The sequence below is a fragment of the Streptococcus sp. SI1 genome, from assembly GCF_030439945.1.
GTDB lineage: Bacteria > Bacillota > Bacilli > Lactobacillales > Streptococcaceae > Streptococcus > Streptococcus intermedius.
The window spans coordinates 58,059-80,975 of the sequence record NZ_JAQFJE010000007.1 but is presented as its reverse complement, the minus strand read 5'-3'; the positions used below and the strand labels follow the sequence as shown (position 1 = coordinate 80,975).

20 protein-coding genes, 1 pseudogene and 1 riboswitch are annotated in these 22,917 nt (G+C 38.6%); of the genes and pseudogenes, 3 read left to right on the top strand and 18 right to left on the bottom strand.

The genetic code is table 11. From position 1 onward, the window contains the following. Nucleotide 1 precedes the first annotated feature (1 nt). From PCY10_RS08810 to PCY10_RS08800, 3 genes are read right to left on the bottom strand one after another with little or no spacing between them, the layout of a single operon-like run. Entirely contained in the window at nt 2-1,693 is a 1,692-nt protein-coding gene (locus PCY10_RS08810; RefSeq protein ID WP_301559002.1) for a family 16 glycosylhydrolase, read from the bottom strand. Nucleotides 1,694-1,713: 20 nt separating this feature from the next. Continuing rightward, on the bottom strand, nt 1,714-2,610 hold the full coding sequence (locus PCY10_RS08805; protein ID WP_003074588.1) for a PEP phosphonomutase: 897 nt from the start codon (nt 2,608-2,610) through the stop codon (nt 1,714-1,716). A 12-nt stretch (nt 2,611-2,622) separates the two neighbouring features. Beyond that, entirely contained in the window at nt 2,623-3,888 is a 1,266-nt protein-coding gene (locus PCY10_RS08800; RefSeq protein ID WP_003074590.1) for a PTS sugar transporter subunit IIC, read from the bottom strand. A 172-nt stretch (nt 3,889-4,060) separates the two neighbouring features. Here PCY10_RS08800 and PCY10_RS08795 point away from each other — a divergent pair, with 172 nt between their 5' ends. Next, nucleotides 4,061-5,239 carry an ROK family transcriptional regulator gene (locus tag PCY10_RS08795; RefSeq protein WP_021002413.1) on the top strand — a complete coding sequence of 393 codons (1,179 nt, stop codon included), beginning with the start codon at nt 4,061-4,063 and terminating at the stop codon, nt 5,237-5,239. Nucleotides 5,240-5,511: 272 nt separating this feature from the next. Here the strand turns inward: PCY10_RS08795 and PCY10_RS08790 are convergent, their stop codons facing one another. The 6 genes from PCY10_RS08790 to PCY10_RS08765 all read right to left on the bottom strand — a co-directional run bounded on the left by PCY10_RS08790 (nt 5,512) and on the right by PCY10_RS08765 (nt 12,849). Beyond that, complete coding sequence (locus tag PCY10_RS08790) at nt 5,512-6,141, bottom strand: putative bacteriocin export ABC transporter (protein WP_003077437.1); 630 nt, start codon at nt 6,139-6,141, stop codon at nt 5,512-5,514. A gap of 1 nt (nt 6,142) precedes the next feature. Continuing rightward, on the bottom strand, nt 6,143-8,140 hold the full coding sequence (locus PCY10_RS08785; protein WP_021002412.1) for a bacteriocin-associated integral membrane family protein: 1,998 nt from the start codon (nt 8,138-8,140) through the stop codon (nt 6,143-6,145). Nucleotides 8,141-8,199: 59 nt separating this feature from the next. Beyond that, complete coding sequence (locus tag PCY10_RS08780; RefSeq protein ID WP_041787358.1) at nt 8,200-8,496, bottom strand: lactococcin 972 family bacteriocin; 297 nt, start codon at nt 8,494-8,496, stop codon at nt 8,200-8,202. An 800-nt stretch (nt 8,497-9,296) separates the two neighbouring features. Further along, nucleotides 9,297-10,565, bottom strand: a complete 1,269-nt coding sequence (locus tag PCY10_RS08775; RefSeq protein ID WP_021002410.1) for a TRZ/ATZ family protein — start codon at nt 10,563-10,565, stop codon at nt 9,297-9,299. Between the two features lie 122 nt (nt 10,566-10,687). Beyond that, nucleotides 10,688-10,790: riboswitch (purine riboswitch) on the bottom strand. A gap of 70 nt (nt 10,791-10,860) precedes the next feature. Then, nucleotides 10,861-11,796: a peptide-methionine (R)-S-oxide reductase MsrB gene (msrB, locus tag PCY10_RS08770; protein WP_021002409.1), complete on the bottom strand. Its 936-nt coding sequence runs from the start codon at nt 11,794-11,796 to the stop codon at nt 10,861-10,863. 117 nt (nt 11,797-11,913) lie between these two features. After that, nucleotides 11,914-12,849, bottom strand: coding sequence for a dihydroorotate oxidase (locus tag PCY10_RS08765; protein ID WP_021002408.1), 936 nt, complete (start codon nt 12,847-12,849; stop codon nt 11,914-11,916). Between the two features lie 337 nt (nt 12,850-13,186). Between PCY10_RS08765 and gdhA the strand changes: the two genes are divergently transcribed. Beyond that, nucleotides 13,187-14,533, top strand: a complete 1,347-nt coding sequence (gdhA, locus tag PCY10_RS08760; RefSeq protein ID WP_021002407.1) for an NADP-specific glutamate dehydrogenase — start codon at nt 13,187-13,189, stop codon at nt 14,531-14,533. 56 nt (nt 14,534-14,589) lie between these two features. Here gdhA and PCY10_RS08755 read toward each other — a convergent pair whose 3' ends face one another. The 7 genes and pseudogenes from PCY10_RS08755 to PCY10_RS08730 form a co-directional block, all read right to left on the bottom strand. Continuing rightward, nucleotides 14,590-14,958 carry an EXLDI protein gene (locus tag PCY10_RS08755; RefSeq protein WP_021002406.1) on the bottom strand — a complete coding sequence of 123 codons (369 nt, stop codon included), beginning with the start codon at nt 14,956-14,958 and terminating at the stop codon, nt 14,590-14,592. 62 nt (nt 14,959-15,020) lie between these two features. After that, complete coding sequence (locus tag PCY10_RS08750; RefSeq protein WP_021002405.1) at nt 15,021-15,923, bottom strand: DUF2268 domain-containing protein; 903 nt, start codon at nt 15,921-15,923, stop codon at nt 15,021-15,023. A 174-nt stretch (nt 15,924-16,097) separates the two neighbouring features. Further along, a pseudogene (locus PCY10_RS09695) lies at nt 16,098-16,235 on the bottom strand (DUF4352 domain-containing protein); the annotation flags it as partial. Between the two features lie 61 nt (nt 16,236-16,296). Further along, nucleotides 16,297-17,151 (bottom strand): mechanosensitive ion channel family protein, encoded by an 855-nt coding sequence (locus PCY10_RS08745; protein WP_021002404.1) that lies wholly within the window; start codon nt 17,149-17,151, stop codon nt 16,297-16,299. A gap of 147 nt (nt 17,152-17,298) precedes the next feature. After that, nucleotides 17,299-18,738 carry an APC family permease gene (locus PCY10_RS08740; protein ID WP_021002403.1) on the bottom strand — a complete coding sequence of 480 codons (1,440 nt, stop codon included), beginning with the start codon at nt 18,736-18,738 and terminating at the stop codon, nt 17,299-17,301. A 253-nt stretch (nt 18,739-18,991) separates the two neighbouring features. Continuing rightward, nucleotides 18,992-19,399, bottom strand: coding sequence for a hypothetical protein (locus PCY10_RS08735; RefSeq protein WP_021002402.1), 408 nt, complete (start codon nt 19,397-19,399; stop codon nt 18,992-18,994). 100 nt (nt 19,400-19,499) lie between these two features. Beyond that, nucleotides 19,500-20,246, bottom strand: a complete 747-nt coding sequence (locus PCY10_RS08730) for a LysR family transcriptional regulator (protein WP_021002401.1) — start codon at nt 20,244-20,246, stop codon at nt 19,500-19,502. A 108-nt stretch (nt 20,247-20,354) separates the two neighbouring features. Here PCY10_RS08730 and PCY10_RS08725 point away from each other — a divergent pair, with 108 nt between their 5' ends. After that, a complete protein-coding gene (locus PCY10_RS08725) occupies nt 20,355-20,873 on the top strand; it encodes a DUF4865 family protein (RefSeq protein ID WP_021002400.1) in 519 nt (172 codons plus the stop codon). 161 nt (nt 20,874-21,034) lie between these two features. Here PCY10_RS08725 and trxA read toward each other — a convergent pair whose 3' ends face one another. Together trxA and PCY10_RS08715 are read right to left on the bottom strand one after the other, a co-directional pair. Then, on the bottom strand, nt 21,035-21,349 hold the full coding sequence (trxA, locus tag PCY10_RS08720; RefSeq protein WP_021002399.1) for a thioredoxin: 315 nt from the start codon (nt 21,347-21,349) through the stop codon (nt 21,035-21,037). Nucleotides 21,350-21,453: 104 nt separating this feature from the next. Continuing rightward, a complete protein-coding gene (locus PCY10_RS08715; RefSeq protein WP_021002398.1) occupies nt 21,454-22,875 on the bottom strand; it encodes a C69 family dipeptidase in 1,422 nt (473 codons plus the stop codon). Between the last annotated feature and the right edge of the window lie 42 nt (nt 22,876-22,917).

Below are 22,917 nucleotides of genomic sequence, written 5' to 3'. Positions count from 1 at the left end.
TCTATTCAGTAATTGTCAAAGTCACCGTTTTTCTAGCAACTTTTGATTCATAAGTCATATTTGACGAATAAGCGCTATAGTGAATATTATACACTCCTGGTTTCAATTGCGCAATTTTATTTTTTTCAGCTTGCCCTTTTACCAATAAATCAACCGAAGTGTTACCACCCTTATCTTGGAATGACTGCTCATTGTCAATTGAGTAATCCACCTGATAACCTGGTGTTGCAGTAATTCCCTTTAATAAGTCAGGAATTTGACCTTTTGAAATAGTCACATTGCGAACGCCATTTAACTTAGGAGCATTCGCATAATATTCTTGCGCTTGTTTTTCTTGCTCCGCATTGCGAGAGTATGAAACATAGTCTATAGCAAATTCAGTACCTGCTAAGTTTTGACCAACTGGTCCTGGCCAATCACCACCCATTGCTAAGTTTAATTGGGCAAATTGTGGTTTGTTCAAGATTTTTCTAGCAGTTTCATCATCGCTATAACGAACTGAACGAACCACTTTATTATCTACTAACCAATCAATGTGATCTTTATACCAGTCAATCGCAAATGTATGATAATCATCATTAAAAGTCCCATTAGGAAGACTGTAGGCCGTACCATTTCCAGCAAATTTCCCATTATCTTTTTCTCTTTGACCATAATGAAGTGTTTGGTAAACTGTACGATTTCCTCTGGAGAGCGGATTTTGTTCTCCAACTAATTCCATGATATCAATTTCACCAGTTGAAGGCCAACCATGCCCTTGAGCTGAATGAATCTTGCCATCTAATGTAAAATCTGAACCCAGAGTCCAAAATGCCGGAAAAACTCCTTGACCTTTCGGAAGTTTCGCGCGTACCTCAAGACGACCATAGAGGAATTCTTTCTTTCCATGCGTTCTCACGCTGCCAGAATTGTAAATAACCTTGCGGCTTTTATTACGCGGATTTGCATATTGATCTTCGGGAGCACGATTGGTTGCTCTTAAGATAAGATTGCCATCTCGCAAGAAGACATTCTCTTTGCTTCTAACGTAATGTTGTTGTTCGAAGCCTCGAATTGAGCCTAATTCATAACCCCAATTTGTCTTATCTAGTTCTGTGCCATCAAAATCATCACGCCAAATTTCTTTATAGCTTTGTTGATTAGACTGGGCTTTCATTTCAACATTATCAATGTATATGTTAGACTTTTTCGTTCTTTCATCATCTGACCATTTTACCAATTGGAGTAATACTTTGCGATGACTCCCAGAATGAAAAGTAAAGGTATATTTTTTCCAGCGAGTCGTGTTGACATTCTGATCAACTGCTACTCCTGAAGAGTTTTTCACAAGTTCTCCTTGCGTATTATTGTCAAACCATCTCGCTGTAAAATAACCTATAGCTCCTTCCGTATCTGTTTTAGCATAAGCTGAAACAGTGTACGTTGTATTTGGTTTTACATCAATAACTTGCCCAATGTAGCCACTGGCTTTATTATTTGTAATTGCCGTTGCAGGAACTACACCTGAATATTTCCCGTTACCATAGCTGACTTTAGAACTAATTTCACCTTTATTTCTGGAAGTCCAGCCGGCTTCACCCTGTTCAAAATCCCAATTCTTTACGAGATTTGTGTCTGCAAAGACCTTATGGGATGCAAACAACATACAGCACACGGTTAATAGTATTACCAGTGAAAATCTTTTTTTCTCCATTTTCACTCATCCTCACATTTCTACCGATTAACGGATCTTGCTAAACGTGACACAGTATGTCGAATGCCACGAATAGTATTGCTCAGTGCATAAATATTATCCACTACTGCCAAACCACCATAGCCTGCATCCCCAATATGTTGAATATCAACACCACAAATTTTATTACGAAGTGCGATTTGTTTAATTGTTTCAATATCTGACGTCTCTTGGCTAGTGCCAATAGCGCTTAAGACTAAACCTCTTTTACTATGTACTAGATCTACGACAGCTCTCATTTCTTCATCACTAAAAGCAGGAACTGTACCAACCGCTGGCACCAAAATCACATCTGCACCAGCTTCTAATAATTGTTCAGCTATCTGAATGTCTGCAACCGGCTCAGATACCCCTGCACCGTGCATTTTCCCAGCTATAATCAAACCTGAAAAATGCTGCTTAGCTAATTTTACTGCATCAATAATTTCTTTATTGCTAACTCCTGTTCCTGGATTACCTGTCAAACAGACAAAATCAAAACCTAATTTTTCGATTTGCTCAAAAGAAGCCTGACTAGCTTGCCGACCGGCAGCAATCACTTGCACTTCTTCCAACATATCAGCTTCCAAATCAACAGGTTCTAAATTCACTCCAATCGGAGCTCCCACCAAGCGATGCAATTCGTGAACAATTTGCTCTTTTTTACAATCTAAGCCAAATATTTCTGGCTGAAAAACATCTAAACAATTTAGTAAAATCATATCTGCGCCGAAAGCTCTTGCAATTTCAGCATTGGTGATATCTCCGATGAAGGTTTCACGAATGACCACATTTTCAGATAAGACAACCCGCCCTTCACTCGCTTGAATGCTTTGCTTGAGCTCTTGGGCTGTCATATTCAAAATTTCCGAAGGATTTGCACTAATTAATCGTTTCATATTCTCATCTCCCTACTGATTTTCTTCTGCTTTAAAGCGTTTTTCAATAGCAATTACAAATGGAATATAGATTAAAATATCAATCACAATAAGAACAGCTTGTAAAATAGACGCTTTAAAACTTCCCGTTGCCAGCAAGCCACTAATAATCGGAGGAGTTGTCCAACCTGGGTCAGTATATGTTAACGGTACAAGACCACTTGCCATGGATGACCAGGCAACGATGAGATTCGCAATCGGTGCCAAAATGAATGGGAACAGAAGCAAGATATTTAAGACAATTGGAACACCAAACATCGTTGGCTCATTGATATTGAACAAACCTGGAACCACTGTAATAGGTGCCAGTGTTTTGATTTGTTTGCTTGATTTTCTCTTTTTCGCCAAATAACCAATCGCTAATACCAAGCCAATAGTTGCGCCGCCACCGCCAATGAAGACAAAATTATCCATAAAGACACTGGTAAAGATATGCGGTAGTTTTTCCCCTGCTTGATAAGCAACTTTATTGGCATCGAGATTCGAAAGCCACAATGGTTTCATAACCGCATTGACAACATTGCCTCCATGAAGTCCAACAAACCAGAATGAACTATTTAAAGCAACTAGAATCATCAAACCGAATAAATTATTACCTAGTAGGCCTAGCGGCTTTCCTAAAACAGTTTGAGCTACCGCATGCAAATTTGGTAGTTTTAAACTTGCTAAAAGGGCATAAACCAACAACCAGCCTGTGATAATCACTGCACCTGGAATAATGGCGCTGAAACTTTTTGAAACTGCCGGTGGAACACCATCAGGCATTTTAATTTGGACATTATGATTGATGAACCATTGATAGATATAACCATTTACCAAACCAAGAATGATTGCTACAAAAAGACCTTGTGAAGCTAAAAATGCTGTGGGAACACCGTTTCCTGTTTTAGTAGCAAGGAATGGTGTCACTGTGATAAAGGCAGCAAGCGAGATAATCCCAGAAGGAATCCCATCCACTTTGTATTGGCGGCTCATATAGTAGGCAATCCCAAAACTGGCTACCAAACCAATCAGACCAAAACTACTATCCACGCCTTTCCATAGATAGGCAGAAACCCCAATTTTTGTCAAATAAGCTTCCCATCCTGGAACAGGAAAACTAGCAATAACCATAAACAAAGAACCAATCAACAGTAATGGTACTGCAAGCGTAATTCCATCCCGAATTGCCACTAAGCCTTTATTGTTTCCCAGCTTAATGGCAATGGGCATTAACTTCTCTTGTAAAAATTTGTCCATCTTTACAATCTCCTTTGGTTATAATATATTATTAATCAGCAGATAAAATCAACTTTATCTTGCTTTTTAATTATATTTTAAAACGATTTTTCGTAAAAGTCAAGCGCTTTCACTTATATTTGATAATTTTTTATAATCAATATATAATAGATGCAGGGAAGGATGGTAGATAATGAATCAAACGAAAAAACAAGCTGAATTACGAACAATTATTTTAGATAAAATTTACGCCAAGGGGCCAATTTCTCGCATTGATATTTCAAAAGAGACGGGCATTACTCCTGCTACAGTTAGTGCGATTACAGGAAGTTTGATCCAAGAAAACCTGCTGTATGAGCTGGGGGAAGATGAAGAACACACAAAAGTCGGGCGAAAGAAAATCCTCTTGGGTATAAAAAAACAGCACTCTTATTTCATCGGCTGCGAACTATCAGAAAAGTATTTTTCTTTTGTGTTGAGTGATAATACAGGAAATGTGATTGATAAAGAGAAAGCAACTGTCAGCTCAGAAAAGATTCTGTCAGAAGGTGCAGATTCATTTTGTCACTTACTGAGACAATTCATTTCTCAACATGTATCCTATCCGATTCAGGCTGTAGGAGTAGCCATTCCAGGGCGATATCTGCACAATGATTTGATTACAACAAACAATCAAACATGGAAACAATTTGATTTAGCGAAGATTAAAAACGAGTTTTCTTTTCCAATTTACTTTTCTAATAATGTCAATTGCATGGCACTAGCAAAGCGCCTTTTTTCTGCTTACCAACTGGATGAGAATTTTATCTATTTTCATTTTGCACGGGGTATGCACTGCTCTTATATGTACAATGGCAAAATCTACGGCAAAAGCAATATTGTCATCGGCGAAATTGGTCATACCGTCGTTTGTCCTGACGGAGAAGTCTGTGGTTGTGGACGCAGAGGCTGTTTGCAGACTTATGCTAGTGAAAGCTGGCTGATAAAAAAAGCAAAAATCATCTTTGAAACTGCCGAGTTAACACATTTAAAATCACTTGTCACAGATAAAGAAGAGATCACGATTCAAACTATTCTTACGGCATACAACCTAGGAGACCAATCCGTCCTCAATCTCTTGCATTTGGCATTTAAGTATCTGGCACAATCCCTTCTCAACCTCAGTATGATAATTGATGCCAAGAAAATTTATCTGCACAGCCCCATTCTGACTGATGACAAAGTCATTGCAGCATTCTACCAAGAAATTGCCCAACAGCCAAAATTACTCTTCAAAGACTTACCCGAACTTATCATCGAGCCTTACGATGACTTCACTGGCGCAACAGCTGGCGTTGCGCTTTGTCTGCAAAAAGAATTTTTGTCTATTTAACTTTATTATGACTTCTGAACTTAGTGCGTATTTTTATTACAAAAGAGGTTAGGACAACTGTCACAAACCTCTAATTTTTTACTATAAACTACAAGATGTATTTGCTAAATAGTCTGAAATTAGTGTAACAACTTTTGTCAGACCTAGCCATTCTTGCGGAGGCAGAGCGATAAAATGACACCCCTCGCGTTACTAATTTTTATTCTACTCTCTGTTTCTCTCATATTTCAACAAAAGAAGCTAAAGGCAATATAAGTAAAATTATTTCACATTTACAAATCATGAATAGAAATAACTTCATCTGCCATCTCCCAAATGATAGGATTATGCGTTGCAATAACAATGACTCTATGGTCATTTTTTAAAGCTATCAGTCTTGTCATAATATCTTTTGATGTTTCAGGATCAAGGGCAGCTGTTGGTTCATCCGCCAAGATAAGAGGCGGATTTTTTAAGATAATTTTAGCCAAGGCAACACGCTGAGCCTCACCACCAGATAGTTCAAAAATCCTTTTGCCTAAGTCAAGATAGTCCAACCCTACATTTTTTAGAGCTTCTAATTCCCTCTTTTGCCGCTCATCTTTTTTCAACTTTTGTCCAATTAAACCTAATCTTAAATTTTCATCAATCGTTTGATTTTCTAATAAACCAAAATTTTGAAAAAGATAGCCCAGTTCCTTGCGGAAAAAGTCGCTGGTTTTATATTGTTTCAAATTCTTTCCACGATAAATAATTTGACCTTCATAACTCTCTAATTTTGCCAGCATATTTAACAAGGTTGTTTTGCCGCTACCACTTAATCCGATTAGAGCATATGTTTTACCTGCCTTAAATTCAATAGAAATATCCGAAAATAGCAGCCGTTCTCCAAATTGTTTACTTACTTTTTCTAAACGAATCATCTTATGCCCCTTTCAAAATCATCACAGACATTTTACTTTCTTTCTTCATTTGAAGCTGCAATAATACTACAGAATTTCCAGTAAATAGCAAAAATACTATAAAACTCAGCCAAATGCTTTGTGTCAAAAAGAGACTAGCTAACAGCCCAAGGAAAAACACCAATAATTGTGCCAATAAATAAGAGTGATGCAATTCCCAAAAAGTGAATCCAGAAACTTGTTTAATAAAAATATCTCGTCGAAATTCCTCAAAATAAAGTAAGTTCATCGTATTAAAGAGCAAAATCGAAGTCACTATTCCTAAGACAGCTCCTGCAATTGTCGTCCAGATTTCAATTTGAAGTTTCTCGACTATCCTTCGGTAAACCAGTCGAGCGGGAGTCAACTCAGATGCCCAGTGAGAAATTTGGTATTTTTGCAACAACTCTTGTGTTTCTTTTACACCATTCAAAAGAAGATCATTTTGTAACGCATTGCTCCAAAATTCATAAGATTGCTCTCCTGTAGACTGAGGTGTCAGAACTACTATAATGGGGTCTTTTAAATATTGCTGATAAGCAATCGGGGTTGTATTATACACAAATCGCATTTGATTGACTGGAAGATAAGACACTATCGCTTTCATTTTTTGTTGTTCTTCTCCCTGACGAGAAGCGATCATTGATACATCTTTTTCGTACAATACAGTGTACTTTTTTTGCTCTGCTTTCAAGCTTTCTGGCAAAAGTAAAGCAAACTCTCCTTGCTGCAAATTGTTTATCTTTTCTCTTATGGCTGAATCAAGTTTTATACCTTGTTTTTGGAGATAGTTCGGCGTGACAAATAAAACATTTCCCTGTGGGCTGTAATCCTGCCAATCTGAATGTCTTTCAGTCGGTTGTTTAAAAACTTGTTGTACTAAATTATGCTTACTCAGTAACGCATCATGCTTGGCAACAGCCTCCTTAACAAACTGGAACCAACGCCACTCTTTCGGATCAATTTTCTCAGAACGTTTTATGTTTAGTCCATCTCGACTGCGAGTCAACTGTACTAGTCGACTTTCCTGCGCCCAGGCTTGTCTTCCTTTCTCTTGCTGTTGCCAAGCTTTCGAATAGATGAAAGCTCGATTAATTCCCAAAGAAACAATGATAACCGCGACTAACTGCCCTATCAAAATCAAACTGATGATCCCTCTGACAGGAATCTGCCCTTTGATAACTTGCATAAGATGAACTTTTTTAATTCCTATCGCAAATAGAGCGCAAAAATTGAAAGAAATCCCCAATAGTAGTAGATTATAGACGAATATTCCTACAACCATTAAGTACAATGCAGCAAAGGGAAAAGAAAAGACAAAGGTCGCAAGTACTGCACCCAAAAGAGCAGGAAAAATTCCCAGCAAACAACTTAGGAAATCTTCTTTAATTGGGTCAGTAAAGATTTTCCAACGATGCTCACCTGAAATCAACCGAATCCCCGCAGTTCTCAAAGCCCGAATCTGACTAATAACACTAAGAGCGGCAAAACAAAGCAAGAAGATAAACAAGCTCAATAACTGAAATCCACTGCCAAAAATAGCCGCTAATGAACCAAGGAGAAAAGGCTTCACCACTGATAAGTGCGTTAAACCTAACTGGTTAAGCTCCTCTTTTAACCGCTCAATCGTTAGTTTTCCTCTAAAAATAAAGTAATTGGATTCAACGCCTCTTGCCTGTTTGGAGTCAGCTTTTTCTACTAAACCTCTTGGCAATTTCCCTTTGCCAAAGCGATTATATGAAACCACAGAATCACCATTGGAACCTGCCTCATAGTGTTGTATCGCAATCAAACTATTCGTTTCATTTGCTAACTTAGTCAGCTTTTCAGCTACTTTTTTATATTGAATACCCGATGCATTGCCTCTCACAGCAACAAATGGATAATAACGCGAGACCACTGTAGCTGATATAATAGTAAATACCCATATAAAAAAACAGCAGACTAGCACATTAGAAATCACTACAAATATCCGTTTCATATTCTGCTCCTTTTCTTTAAAAAGGAGACGAAAATCGTCTCCTCCTGCCTATAACAACCTCACCAACCAGCATCAAAAGTGACTCTCTCCCCAAAATTAGTGTTAATAAAAGCATAAGATGTATGACCAGCCTGCACCGATGGTCGACGTTCATTATTTCTTTCTAAGCTTCCAACATAGGAAAAGTGATACCTATCTCTATGATAATAATTAGAAAAAGCACCCCAATTTCTTGGGTCGTGATGGCCGCCATAATTCCATTCGCCATCCAGGTGTGAAACTGCAAAAACTGGCAACACTAATGAAAATGTTAAGATTGTGAATGCAGTAACAACTACTGTTCGTATCTTTACCATATTTTCTTCTTCTTCATAAATACAATAATGAAATATAATAATGCAAAAGGCAATATTTTTTATCATTGACAAGCGGCTATCTGAATATCGTTTCCGTTTTTCTATCCTTTCTACAGAGAAGCGCTTTCACACTTTTATTATATGCCTCAAATATCTATTTGTCAACTCTACAAATCTATCTATTTTGCCGGCGAACAAAAAGAAAAAGTACTCTTAATTATACGAAAGAGTCGCTTTAAACTATCATTCATAAAATCCATTTTTTATACTTCACTAACAATCAAACAGCACTAAGAATCGATCCACAAGCCATACTGGAGTACAGCAAAGTGAAGCGGACAAAGTTTGAAGAGATTTTCACAGAGTATTAATCGAGAGGGGGGCTTATTTTACAGACTTATAATAGTACTTTGAGCAATCATGGATGTTTATCCAATAATAGAACACATAAATAACTGCTATAACTAGCACTACTAAAATCGGTGTTACTTGAATTGTTTCAGATTCGACAGCCGCTTTATAGTTACAAGCATTGGCAACACGCTATCCACGCACTAACAGCCGATAATGATCGACACCCTAGAGAGTATAAATTCTCAACCTGCAATAATCCTCCCAAAGCTAACACATCATCTGACTCTACGTCCCTCCGCATAGCTCGAAAGGTTAGAGGAATAGACATAGACAACTGTATCCCTAATTTAATGCAAAAAAACAACGGCAGCAAAACCGTTGTTTTTTTGCATTGAATCACTTGTGTCCCAGTCTCTTCTTTTTACTATAACTTGTAATGAATTTTCTTATAAATCACTCAATTCTACTGTTAGAACCTGTCCATTTTTTACGACCTGCTCACCAGCTATATAGACATCTTTAACATCATTTCCTTTAGCGGCATAGATCAGGTGAGAGAGCATGTTTTCCTCTGGATACAAGTGCACCTTTCCTTTCGGCTGAATGATTAAAAAATCTGCTTGCTTACCAACTTCTAAGCTGCCAATCTGATCATCCATACCAAGTGCTTTAGCTCCTTCAATCGTCATTGTTTTCAGAGCTTGCTCAATGGTAAATTGAGTTGCATCACCTGTGCGCATTTTCTGTAAAAGGGCAGCAGTACGGCTCTCTTCAAACATATCTAAATTGTTGTTAGAAGCAACCGAATCCGTTGCAAGTCCGACTATTACACCAGTTTGAACTAAGTCTGTTACAGGAGCAATCCCTGATGCTAATTTGAGATTACTGATAGGATTATGAGCGATATGAATATTTGACACTGCTAATTCAGCAATTTCTCGTTCATTTAATTCTACACCATGAGCAAAGACACCATCATGTTCCAGATATCCTAAGTCCTTTAAGAAGGCAAGCGGACGTTTTCCATAACGCTCTAAAATCATACCATTTTCTGCTTGTGTCTCTGCCACATGGATATGCAATTTCAATTGCAATTCTTGCGCTAGCTTCAAACTGCCTTTTAACAAGTCCTTACTGCAACTATAAGGAGCGTGCGGTGCCACCATTACTTTAAAACGCTCATCATTGTACGCTAGAATTTCCTCAATAATAATCCGAGTACGTGCTAAGGTTTCTTCTGTTGTCTCTACATCTGAGCTAAACAAAGTTGGTGAAAAATAACAACGCATTTTAGAACCTGCTACAACTTCATGAATTTGCCCAATTTCCACACCATTTGGATTATACATATCATTAAAGGTCGTTGTTCCCGTCTGAAGCATTTCTATAAGCGCTAACTTAACCGCTTGTGTCGTCACTTCTGGAGTAAAGTCCCTCTCTGCTGGCCAAATGTAATCTTCTAGCCATTCGTGGAGATTGCTATCATCTTGAATACCACGAAGTGTAGTCATTGCAGAATGGGTGTGACAATTCACTAGACCAGGCATAAGCCACGCGCCTTCACAATCTACCACCTCATCTGCGCGATCTACCCAAATAGTACTCTCATTTCCACAATAGACAATCTTATCCTCATGTATTACCAGTAGTCCATTTCGATAGACGTGAAAATCTGCATCACATGTTACCAAATTCACCTGTTTAAATGCTTTCATTCCTTCTCCTTTAAAGCAAATATCAGAGCCATTCAGGTCTTGTATTAGGAGCAGGGCAGGGTAGAACACAACATAGCTATCCTACAACTACTTAACATTTAACCTGATACTCTATTTGTGTTTGACAACATAACTAAGGACTATGCCACGCTTATTTACGGTAAGACGGTAGAAACTCTCCAACCTTATTATGGAGATTATATGTTTTCATGAATTTTTAGTTATTGTAGCAAAATACGTCCTAAATAGCAAGTTCTGAAGCACAAGAACAAGTGATAAACTGAACGCATCCTCTTCATCTCATATATGAAAGTAAATAGCCATACCCTGTTTCTTCCATTTCTTCTTTTTTGATAAAGCGTAATGCTGCTGAATTAATACAGTAGCGCAATCCGCCTTGGTCTTGAGGGCCATCTGTGAAAACATGCCCTAAATGCGCATTCCCAGAGCGAGAACGCACCTCAATTCGCTCCATACCGTGACTTTTATCTTGATAATACTTAATCACATCTTTGGCAATTGGTCTTGTAAAGCTTGGCCAACCGCAACCAGAATCAAACTTATCACCGGCAAAAAACAGTGGTTCTCCTGTTGTCACATCTACATAAATGCCTTCTTCAAAAGTTGCAAAATACTCATTTTGGAATGGTCGTTCAGTTGCAGCATGTTGGGTGACCTGATAAGCTTCTTCAGACAGTGTCTCCTTTAAAGTTAGCTCATTCGGTTTTTCATATTGACTCGGGTCTACTAAAGGTTGGTAAGCATCATTGACATTGATATGACAATAGCCACCGGGATTTTTCTTGAGATAATCTTGGTGATATTCCTCTGCTAAAACATAATGGCGCAGCGGTTCTACTTCTACTGCAATCTTCTGACCAAATTGCTCTTCCTGCTCTTTCGTGACTTCGGCAATGATGGGTGCATCCGTATCATTTGTATAATAAATTCCTGTGCGGTATTGGCGCCCAATATCATTCCCTTGCTTATTGATAGATAAGGGATCAATCACTCGGAAGTAATAAAGCAAAATTTCTCGCAACGTAACAAGATTGTCATCATAGGTCACCTGAACTGTTTCAGCATGATCAGTTTCGTGAATCAACTGATAATTTGTCGATTCTACTTGTCCATTGGCATAACCGACAGTTGTATCAGTCACCCCTTTGATACGAGAAAAATATTCTTCCAATCCCCAAAAACAACCACCTGCTAGATAAATTTCTGCCATAAAAACACCTCATTTCTTTGTTCTTATTTTCTCACAAATTCCTAAAATATTATAAGGATTTGATTAGAAGTTTCTTTAAAATGATATGACAAAGAAATACTGTAACGTCTCCTCTAATTAATTCAGATGGTTCAATTTCCCACGAAAATCTTCTATACTTTCATAGCCTTTTTCTGCCATCATCACCTTCAGCTCTTCTGTAATACGTTCAAAGGACCCTACACCCTCTTTGTGAAGCGTTGTTCCGACTTGTACCATGCTGGCTCCACAGAGAATATGTTCAAAAGCATCTCGACCAGTCAACACACCACCTGTACCAATAATTTGGATAGTAGGATTGAGACGTTGATAGAAAGCATGAACATTAGCAAGAGCAGTCGGTTTAATATACGCCCCACCAATTCCGCCAAACCCATTTTTCGGACGAATAACAACTGATTCATCTTCAACATACAAACCGTTACCAATTGAATTGACACAATTGACAAAACAAAGTGGGAATTTATTAAAAATTGCTGCTGCTTGATCAAAATGCACAATATCAAAATAAGGTGGTAATTTAATCCCCAGCGGTTTGGTGAAATAATCAAATACGTCACTCAAAATTTTATCTGTCATTTCAAAATCATAAGCAATCTGCGGTTTACCAGGTACATTGGGGCAGGAAAGATTGAGCTCAGTCAAACCTTTAAAATCACTATCCTGCACCTTTTTCAAAAGCGTGTGGGTTTCTTCCGGCGACAATCCCACAAGAGATAAAAAGAATGTTCGATCAGGTTCTATCTTTTGCAAATCTAACAAGTAATCCAGATAGTAATCTAGTCCATGATTTGGTAACCCCATTGAATTGATAGAGCCTAGCGGTACATCTTGGTAACGAGGTTCAGGATTTCCTGCTCGGGCTTGCAAAGTGGCTGTCTTAGTGACAAAGGTTCCTGCAGCAGATTGTTTGACTTTTTCTAGCTCCTCTATTGTCATACAAGCTACTCCAGCCGCATTCATCAGGCAATTGTCAAAAGAAAAACCAGCAATTTGTGTTTGAGTTGATACCATGAAATACTCCTTTAGTTTTTTCTATTGTACCACTAAAAGGAGAAATATGACTCTTTTAACGAAATAGAAGAAGAAAATGTTCGTAATCAGGAAAAAAATTTTTGCTGAGCAATGACTTGTTATAAATATGTGTTAGAATTTTCAGAAAATTCAACTTTTTTCTTTACAGTATAAAATTTTTCTGCTATAATGACACACATAATAAAAGATAATATACATCGAACTCGGACAATAGTCTAACAAGAAGATTGGCTTGCTTGTGTTCATCGAACACGGCGTCCGCCTCCTATTTTTGTACGACTTTTAACCGTCCTCATATCTTATTAAGGAGAAGTCTATGACAACTGCTAAAGAATATATCCAAAGTACTTTTGAACTGGTGAAAGCTCGTAATGCTCACGAAGCAGAATTTCTACAAGCGGTGGAAGAATTTTTAAACACGCTCGAACCCGTTTTTGAAAAACATCCTGAATACATTGAAGAAAATATCTTGGCACGTATCACCGAGCCAGAACGCATCATCAGTTTTCGCGTTCCTTGGGTTGATCACAACGGCAAGGTGCAAGTCAATCGTGGTTACCGTGTTCAATTCAATTCCGCAGTTGGCCCCTATAAAGGCGGACTTCGGTTCCACCCAACAGTCAACCAAGGGATTTTAAAATTTCTTGGTTTTGAACAAATCTTTAAAAATGTCTTGACCGGTCTACCGATCGGCGGTGGTAAAGGTGGAGCTGACTTTGATCCAAAAGGCAAAACAGACGCCGAGGTCATGCGTTTCTGTCAAAGCTTTATGACAGAATTACAAAAATATATCGGCCCTTCTCTTGATGTCCCTGCAGGTGACATTGGAGTTGGTGGACGTGAGATTGGCTACCTCTATGGTCAATACAAGCGCCTACGCCAATTCGATGCTGGGGTCTTGACTGGTAAACCTATTGGCTTTGGTGGTAGTTTGATTCGTCCGGAAGCAACTGGTTATGGGCTTGTTTACTACACACAAGAAATGCTCAAAGCGAATGGCGAAAGTTTTGATGGCAAAACCGTTGTTGTATCAGGTGCCGGAAATGTCGCCCAATATGCTGTACAAAAAGCAACGGCTCTTGGTGCTAAAGTTATTTCCGTATCCGATTCAAATGGTTATGTCATTGACAAAGATGGTATTGATTTTGACCTTCTAGTTGATGTAAAAGAAAAACGACGTGCTCGTCTGACAGAATACGCTGCTGAAAGGGCAAGTGCTACTTACCATGAAGGTTCTGTATGGACTTACACTGAGAAATACGACATCGCTCTGCCATGTGCTACACAAAATGAAATCAATGGCGAAGCTGCAAAACGCTTGGTAGCTCAAGGAGTGATCTGTGTATCTGAAGGTGCCAACATGCCGAGCGATCTTGATGCTATCAATGTTTATAAAGAAAATGGACTCCTTTATGGGCCTGCTAAAGCAGCAAATGCTGGTGGTGTTGCAGTATCTGCTCTGGAAATGAGCCAAAACAGCCTTCGTCTGTCATGGACTCGCGAAGAAGTTGACGGCCGTCTCAAGGACATCATGACCAACATCTTCAACACAGCTAAATCTACCGCTGAAACTTACGGACTTGGCAAAGACTATCTGGCTGGCGCTAACATCGCTGCCTTTGAAAACGTAGCGAACGCTATGATTGCTCAAGGTATTGTTTAAGCACTATCAAACGGGAACCAAAAGAAATCCGACTGCTTATCAAAGCAGCCGGATTTTTATATATCTAATTTTTCAAAAAATTTTCCTGCTGCCTGCTTTTCTTTTAGCTTCTCCAGCAGTTCACTCTCTAAAAAAGGACACAGTTCGTCAAAATCTTGACAAACCTTAAAGACAATCTCTCTGTCCAACTGGTCATAAGCTAGTTCATAATAGTCCTTCTTATGCTGCCAGTTCTGATCATAGTTGACATCTGTCCGTTGATAGTAAACAATGTTTTGTTTCGGTGTCAGGTAAATCTTCTGTGTTAGAATACTTTTCTGATCTTTGGACAGCTTGCTACGGCTGAAAATCTTAACACCTTGAAAAATCTTGTGCTCATGAATACCTTGATTTGTGACTTTCAATTCAACTCTTTTATAGTACATATAGTCACCTCCAGAAATTACCTACATTATATCAGGTTCTGGCAAATTTTCAAATAAAAGTGTTATTTCCAAAAGTCTTCAGTCGCCTCTAAAATCTCTGCTGTTGGTGTTACTGTAGCCTCAATAATGCTCTTGCCTGTCCTTTTCAGATAAGCTTGTATCAGATGATAGCCATAAGCATAGCCCGCAGCATAAGGCATACCAACCGGTATCTGACCTTGAAGTTCTGCAATTTCATCACCGTAGAGATAAGGAGCCATTTCCGCCATCCCTGTTAGCTGAAGCTGACTTGAGATGATGGGCTTAATCTCCTCTAATTGTTCTGGACTGGTTGAAGTAACCCAAGATCCGATGAGCTCCTTGCCATAGAGTTCAGCAGCAAAAGACTCTGCCAATCCTTCACTGACTACCCAGTCTGCTAATGTCGTCTGCTGGTTCCATTTGATAAATTGGAAGCGGACATTATGGTTGCACTCGTGAGCCAGTGCCGCTTGAATACGTGGCAAAGTATAGTCATTGGGCAGTATGCTTAACATGAGATAACCTGGAATTCCACCATCTCCGCTGTAACCCTTATTGAGTTGTAGCATAGGTTTTTCTGGATTGCCCAATAAAATAGTAAATTGATAATCCTCAACCTCTAAATCATAACCAGCTTGTTCAAAGAGACCAAGACTTCTCTTGATGGTTTCCTGGCAGTCTTGCCAAAGCTGATCTGAACTGAGGGCATCAATAGCTGGTCTATCCTTTTCTGAGAGAGTTGCGGGCAACTGATTCATAAAGCCAAGTAGAAACAGAGCATCAAATCCTCCAGGATACTTTGCCTTCAAAGGAATGTGTTGAGTTTGGTATTTGGGAGCAAAAGGCGCTAACAATTTAGCTCTAAAACAGCCTTCCCTTTTTTCCAAGGGTAATTCGAGCAACTCCTGATACACTTTATCTGAACGAATGATATTGATGTGCATAGTAATCTCCTTTTCTAATTTTTACCAGTATACACCCTCCTCTAAGGTCAGAGTCAAGAAAAAGATTTGAAACATTTGTCTCAAATCTTCTTTTATTTATAAAATGAATTGTTTCCACCTATGAAGTTGCGTTTGGAAATTAGAAAAGGCACTAAAGTGATGGGCTGTGACCCCCTATTGCCTCTGCTTTTTCTCTTGCTTTGTCTTATTTTTCTCCTTTTGCCGTTTGGCATTTTCGTAAGTTATGGTATAGGTATCCTCAGCGCCACCTTTTCCTTTTCCATCAAAAACTAAGTCAAAGCGGATAGACCGTAACCGCTGAGCATCGTTATTTCATCTGGTATTTATGCACCCAGCATAATTTCCTTTCTGTTTATGACAATGTATAAATGGTTGGCAAATCAATTCCTCCTTTTAAGAGAGCATCATGATACAATCTGTAAAATTGATGATAAACAGTGCTTTGTGTACCACTTTGGACTGTAATACTGACACGAAAATAAAATTGTCCATTGTCTCCGAGTTGTGGACCTAAAATGACAGGTTCCTGTAAAATTTCTGCTTGCTTGGCAGCATAATCTTGATTGACTTGCTGGATAATCCGAGTAACTTTCTCCAAATCCGTCTGAGCGTAAAGGGGAATATCAATAAGTGCACGCATATTACCTCGCGAGAGATTACTCACAACAGTGATATTGCGATTAGGAACATAATGCAGTGTGCCATCCGCATCACGTACTTGTGTCGTCCGAATGCCTACACTGACTACAGTTCCGGCAATTTTAATTGAGCCATTCGTCAGCCGAACACTATCTCCGACATCTAACTGCCGCTCCAACAAAATAAAGAAACCATTGACCAAATCGGACAAAAAACCTTGAGCTCCCATTCCGATAGCCACCCCAGCAATCCCTGCACCAGCTAAAAGACTGGAAACCGGCAAACCTAAAATGGATAAAATCCAATAGATTAAAAGGAAATAAAGGGCATAATTGAGGACGTTCTCAATCAAACGGCTAATGGTCTTCTGTCGAGCAATATCACTACTAGAAAACTTTAATGATGGAGAAATGATCCTGCTGACAAAGACATGAAGAAGTTTCTTCGCAATGTAAAATAAGATCAATAAAAATAACAGAGAAATCAGCTTGGAAAAGGCATCATCTAAAATAATCGTCCAATTAAACTGTTTAAAATAACGAGAAAAAATATTGCTTGAAAGAAACATTGCTTACCTCATACAATCTCATTTATTCCAGTATCAGAAGGAATATAATCTATTATAGCACAAAGCCCTTACTTGAAAAAGGATAGGATTTTTAGATTTCTTAATAAGAAAAAGCTGGGACAGTCTTTTGACTTGCCCCAACTCTCTTCATTTCTTCTCTCGACGAGCAGCCAGTGGAAGAAGCAAACCTAAGCCTAAGAGGGCTATAGGAGTGATAATATTCGTGATGAGGGTAAACCACCATTCGGTTGGATGAGTTGCCATATCTACTTGTGGAGCCATCCCCAGAATACAAGCAAAGGCAGTGAAGGCAAAGCCCCAAGCACCCACTAGAAAACCAAGTCTACGATTTTTTACAAATTTGTATTCGACGTTTTTAAATTTATCCCATCTACGGTACAAGAACATATACGCTACAAAAACCCAAAGGAAACACATTGGAGAGACGATAGCATTAAGATTGGTCATCCATACAACCAGACCATCGATTTCCTTCAATCCAAGAAGTGGCAGTACAATGATAATTGCTACTAGTATTCCTGTTAAAAGATAGCCATTAATTAGCATCCCTGACTTGGTACGCTTACGCAACCAGCTTGGAATAAAATCTTTGTCCGCACTACCCAAAAAGATTTGCAAAGGCGCATCAATACAAATGGCTAGTGTAGCTGCTTGTCCAATTGCTTGAGTAAGAGCATAGACAGTAACTAAGAAATTGCCTATTCCCCAATGCTTCCCTAAAACAGCAAAGGCTTGGTAGGCACCATTCCTCATCAAATCGGCTGGGATATGGTTGCTATCAAAAATCATAGCCATGGCGAGAGAGCCTAAAATAGCACAAGCTCCAACCATGATAACCATAGCTATCATACCTTTTGGAAAGCCCTTTGCTGGATTTTTAACTTTATTAACATAAGGAGAGATGGCTTCCGCTCCACCTACTGAGAAGACTAACAGTGCAATCGTCGTAAAATAGGAGAAATCGAATTTTGGAATATAAGTTGATAAACGGTCCATGTGTTGGGTGGCCAATTGTAGATCTGACTTAATCAAAGGCACACCAACAGCCATTAGAATAAAGAGAACCGACATGACTAACATAGCTCCTCCAGCCAGTGTTCCCAAAAATTTCAGGGCTTTTAATCCCTTGGTCGAAATATATAAGAGGAATAGGAAAGTTAGTAAAGAAAGACCGACAATCATTGGCATGGACAGACTTTCCAAAATTCGTCCATTCCACTGAAAGGCCCACCCTAGAGCGATTAAGATTGTTTGAGGCTTTTGAGCCAAATATGGTATCTGCACTACCCAGTAGGTCCAAGCTGCAAAAAATGCTAGCTGTTTAGTAGACGTAGACTTAATCCAATCACTAACCCCACCTTCACTATTCTTAAATGTTGAACCCAGCTGCCCAACCATCAGTGTATAAGGAATAAAATAGATAATCAGCAACAGGATCCATGAAGTAATCACGACAATTCCCTGCTGAGCAAAATTATTCACGACATTACCTAAGCCCCAAACAATATTAAAGGCTATCAAGGCTATCATGAGCCAACTTAACTGCTTAGAATCTTTTTCTTCCATACGATTCCTCCTTCCAATCGCCAAAAACTCTTTTTGTCTCTCATATTAAAGGAAACAATTAGGTAAATTATTAATATATTTCATTGTTATTATAACACTTTAAAAAATAAAATAAATCGCTTTCAAAAACTAATTATCGCTTTTTTCTTTTTAGTTAGGATGCAACATAAGAATAACATTACAACTTTAGTGTATCTTGCACCCCCTTCAATTTAACAAAAAGAAAAATATTCTCTAGCTAAGTAGAGAATTCTTATTTTTCCAAACAATTTTTTAAAATAAAAATAGATTGAGGAACATCTGAGAAAACTTGGCTTAAAAATTCCAAATGTTGCTGATCTTTGCTATCTAAAGCTACGGTGTGCTTGACATTTACAGTGCCATCATCGTTCTCAATGATCTGATGACCAAAAAGGATATCTCCAAACGGGGTCGCTGTTTTATCCCAAAATTCCTCAAAGGGCTTGACAAGTGTCAGCTGATATTCCATTGAGGGCATTCCTTCGAGTTCCATTATCCCACAAGATCCTGTCTTAAATCCACCATTTAATGTAATATTTTTTAAATCTTCTTCCCAGTCATACCACTTTTCAATATTTTCATAGTAGGACCATACATCTTCTTTTGCTGCTTTCATGCTTAAACTGAAACTAAATTCCATTACAATAACTCCTTTATAACATGTATACTTATTATAAGTATATTTACGATATTTGTCAAATGTTTTTTCTTTCTAGCACTAATATTTCTTCTAAAATAGCCTACTTAATTTGATTCTGCTTTTCATACTGATAAAATGGGATAAGAATGATGTCTTGGTCGTATGGCTTGATATTCGCTCTCTTATTTAGCCATTTAGGCAATAGTGCGATTCCTTTCCCGTTTTCAACTAAGCTGATAATGTTCTCAAAAGAATCAATTTCTACAACTGATTTTAAATGAGCAAACTTCATTAAGCTTTGTTTTCTAAAAGGGCAATTTTTATCTTTATTAACGAATATGGGCATTTCCTCAGTAGCCTTTATGATGCTCGAATAAGCATAAACTGACTCAACATGTCCGATAGTCTCATCATAATGTTTCAAATTTTCAATTTTTTGAAAGCAAAAAATTTTATCAAATTCTTCCTGATGAGCAATGATTGGTATATCCGAAGTTTTTCGGATATTAATCTCACTTTTATCCAAATCAATTGTTTGCGAATTATTAATATCGTGATTAAATAACAATTCTGAAATTAAGATGGATATTTTCGAGGTTTCACATTTCTTTTTTAATTTCTCTAAATTGTTAGAAGTTTCCTTACAAAATTGATAAAATAAGCCTCCACTTTCTGTCGGGACTAAACCATTATATTTTCTGTAAAATAATTTCGTATCTAATTCAGTTTCAAGCACTTTCAATCTAGCGCTGAGATTAGATTGTGCATATTGTAATATCTTTGAACTTTTGTTTATTGATCTTGTCTCATAGATCGTCACAAAAATGCTCATATCATTAAAATTCATTTAAAACACCTTATCACTTTTTGTGATAATTATATCATTTTTAAGTATTATTCAACATGATATAAATCATTTATACTGTGAATAGTTAATTAGAAAAGAGGTACCGCAATGCAAGCAATGCAATATACTATAAAATTACCAGCAGATTATGATATGGATATCATTAGACAACGTGTCCGAAATACAGGTCATTTGATGGATGGATTCGACGATTTGTTTTTCAAAGTTTATTTAATCTCTGAAAAATCTGAAGGCCAATTATTTAACAGTTACTGTCCGCTATATATTTGGAAAAATACCAACGGAATGACAAAATTCATATTTGATGGTTACTTTGATCATATTTTAAATTCGTTTGGCTGGCAAAATATTGAAATCGGAATAACTTCATCAGTCGAAATATCTGATCATTTTGACTCAAGTAAATATGCTACATTAGAAGTCATTGATATAGAAGCATCTGAAAGTTTAAAATCCTTTACCATTTACGAGCAAATGCAAACCAACGAAAGCGGCAAAGTTGTTATTTTTAATCCTGATAAATGGAAAAAATGTATCTTTACTTTTTATACCAATAAACCCGACACACAACTACCAACATTTGAAATTTTACACATTTCACAATAAGCACCTATGATAAGTAATAGGGAAACGTCTGAGCAAACACTTCTTCGCTATTTTTCACACTATGAGAGTATACTTGCTCTTCCCAAAATTGTATGACCTTTACTGTCATCAGCTAAATGAAAAAATCGTTACGCTATGTAACGATTTTTTTAGCTATGATATTAGCTCAATTCAGCGATAATAGCCTTGAGCTGATCTTTGGTGTGAACACCAGCGACTTGCTTAACGACTTGACCGTCTTTCTTGAATAGCAGGGTCGGAATGGACATAATGCCAAATTCACGGGCAGTATTTGGATTTTCATCCACATCCATTTTGAAGATCTTCACTTCATCTTCATGGACTTCCCCTGCCAACTGCTCTAAGATAGGCGCCTGCATACGGCATGGACCGCACCAAGTTGCCCAAAAATCAATCAAAACGAGTCCGTCTTTTGTTTCTTCTACAAAATTTGCATCTGTAACTGCTGCTACCATATTGTTCTCCTTTGACAATGACTAATGTCATCGCTCTATTTCGTTCTTGACATCATTCTACACTAAAAAGAAGCATTTGCAAAATATTTGCTACGGATAAGGCCTCAGTCACTCAAGGAGAAATGGTTGGTCATGAGATTGCTGGCATCTAATAGAACTTTTTCCAAGAGCTGATCTGTCGCTTCTTGTACCTTATCGCTCATGGCTTGATTTTCAGCTTCAAAGTCAACAGCTTCTCCCTTAGCCAGGGCGCGGTCTACACGACCAATCATTTCGTGCCCCCAAGCCATAGTCTTTTCCTGATAATCATCCAAATCACCAACATGACTGCTGAAATGAGCATCAGCCAGTCCAGCGATTAAGCGATTGGCCCAGTAGAAGGAATCCGTCGAAACCTTGTCCGTCGTGTTGGCAAAGTAGGCTGGTGTTGTAGAAACTTGGGTAAAGAAAGGAACAGCTGTATTGTAAGGCATGGAGCCGTAGGACAGCCACTGGATCCCTGTCGTTTCCTGCGGTTGGTTAGGGCGCAGCTGCAAGATGGCTGTCTGACTGGTCCGATTGATCCCGATAGTTCGAAAGGCCCGTCTGCTGTGGCAGTCTCCCTCAGCTCCATAAGGATCATAAGGCGAATCCTGATAGTGACTGCTCAGGACATACTTGACATCTTCGATCGTAATCTTGCGGTAAGGCTTGCGGCACCAAGGAATGAAGAAACTCCTTGGATCTTGCTCCACTTCTGGATTGAGAAAGCGCTGGATATCCCAAGCTCGCGGTGTATTGTAATGGCAATCCTTGTCCTTCTGGCTACCAAAAGCATAACGTGGATTGAAGCCCTCATCATCTGAATAATTCAGATTGAGGTGGTTTTCCTCGATAAAACTTTTAAGATTCGGATGACAGAGGAAGTGCTCTGGATTGTCAAATTCAAAATAATCACTGCCCAGCTGATTTGGATTGGTCACATAGGCATCGTCTGGTACGCGACGCGCCATCCAATGATGGCCGCCAATGGTTTCCAGCCACCAAATCTCATTGACATCCGAAATAGCAATCCCATTGGACTCATAAGTGCCGTACTCCTCTAGGATTTTCCCTAAGCGGAGAACTCCTTCGCGAGCTGTCTTGATATAGGGAAGAACCAGCGTAAGGATATCTTCCTCGCTGATACCTGACGCTACCAAAGGGTCAGCCCCTAGCACGCGGCTGTTGGTCGTAATCGTTTCCGTCGCGCTGACAGCAACATTATAGCTGTTAATCCCAGCTGCTCCCCAGATCCCGTCTTTGGGTACTGCGTCTGGCACTGCCGTATAGCGGACTGGATTATCCGGCAAATCCATTTCAAAAGACGTCAAAACTGACTGATAATGGCGGGGCTGCTCTTGTGCCTCCACTACAACAAATTTCTTGGGTGTAAAGACCCCGTTTTGTGAATCCTCTGTACGAGCCACAATGGTTGAACCGTCGTAACTGGCCTTCTTGCCCACTAGAATCGTTGTACAAGAATCTTGTATGCCTTTTTGTCTCATAAATATTTCCTCTTTTCAATTTTTTTGTTATGAATCGTTTTG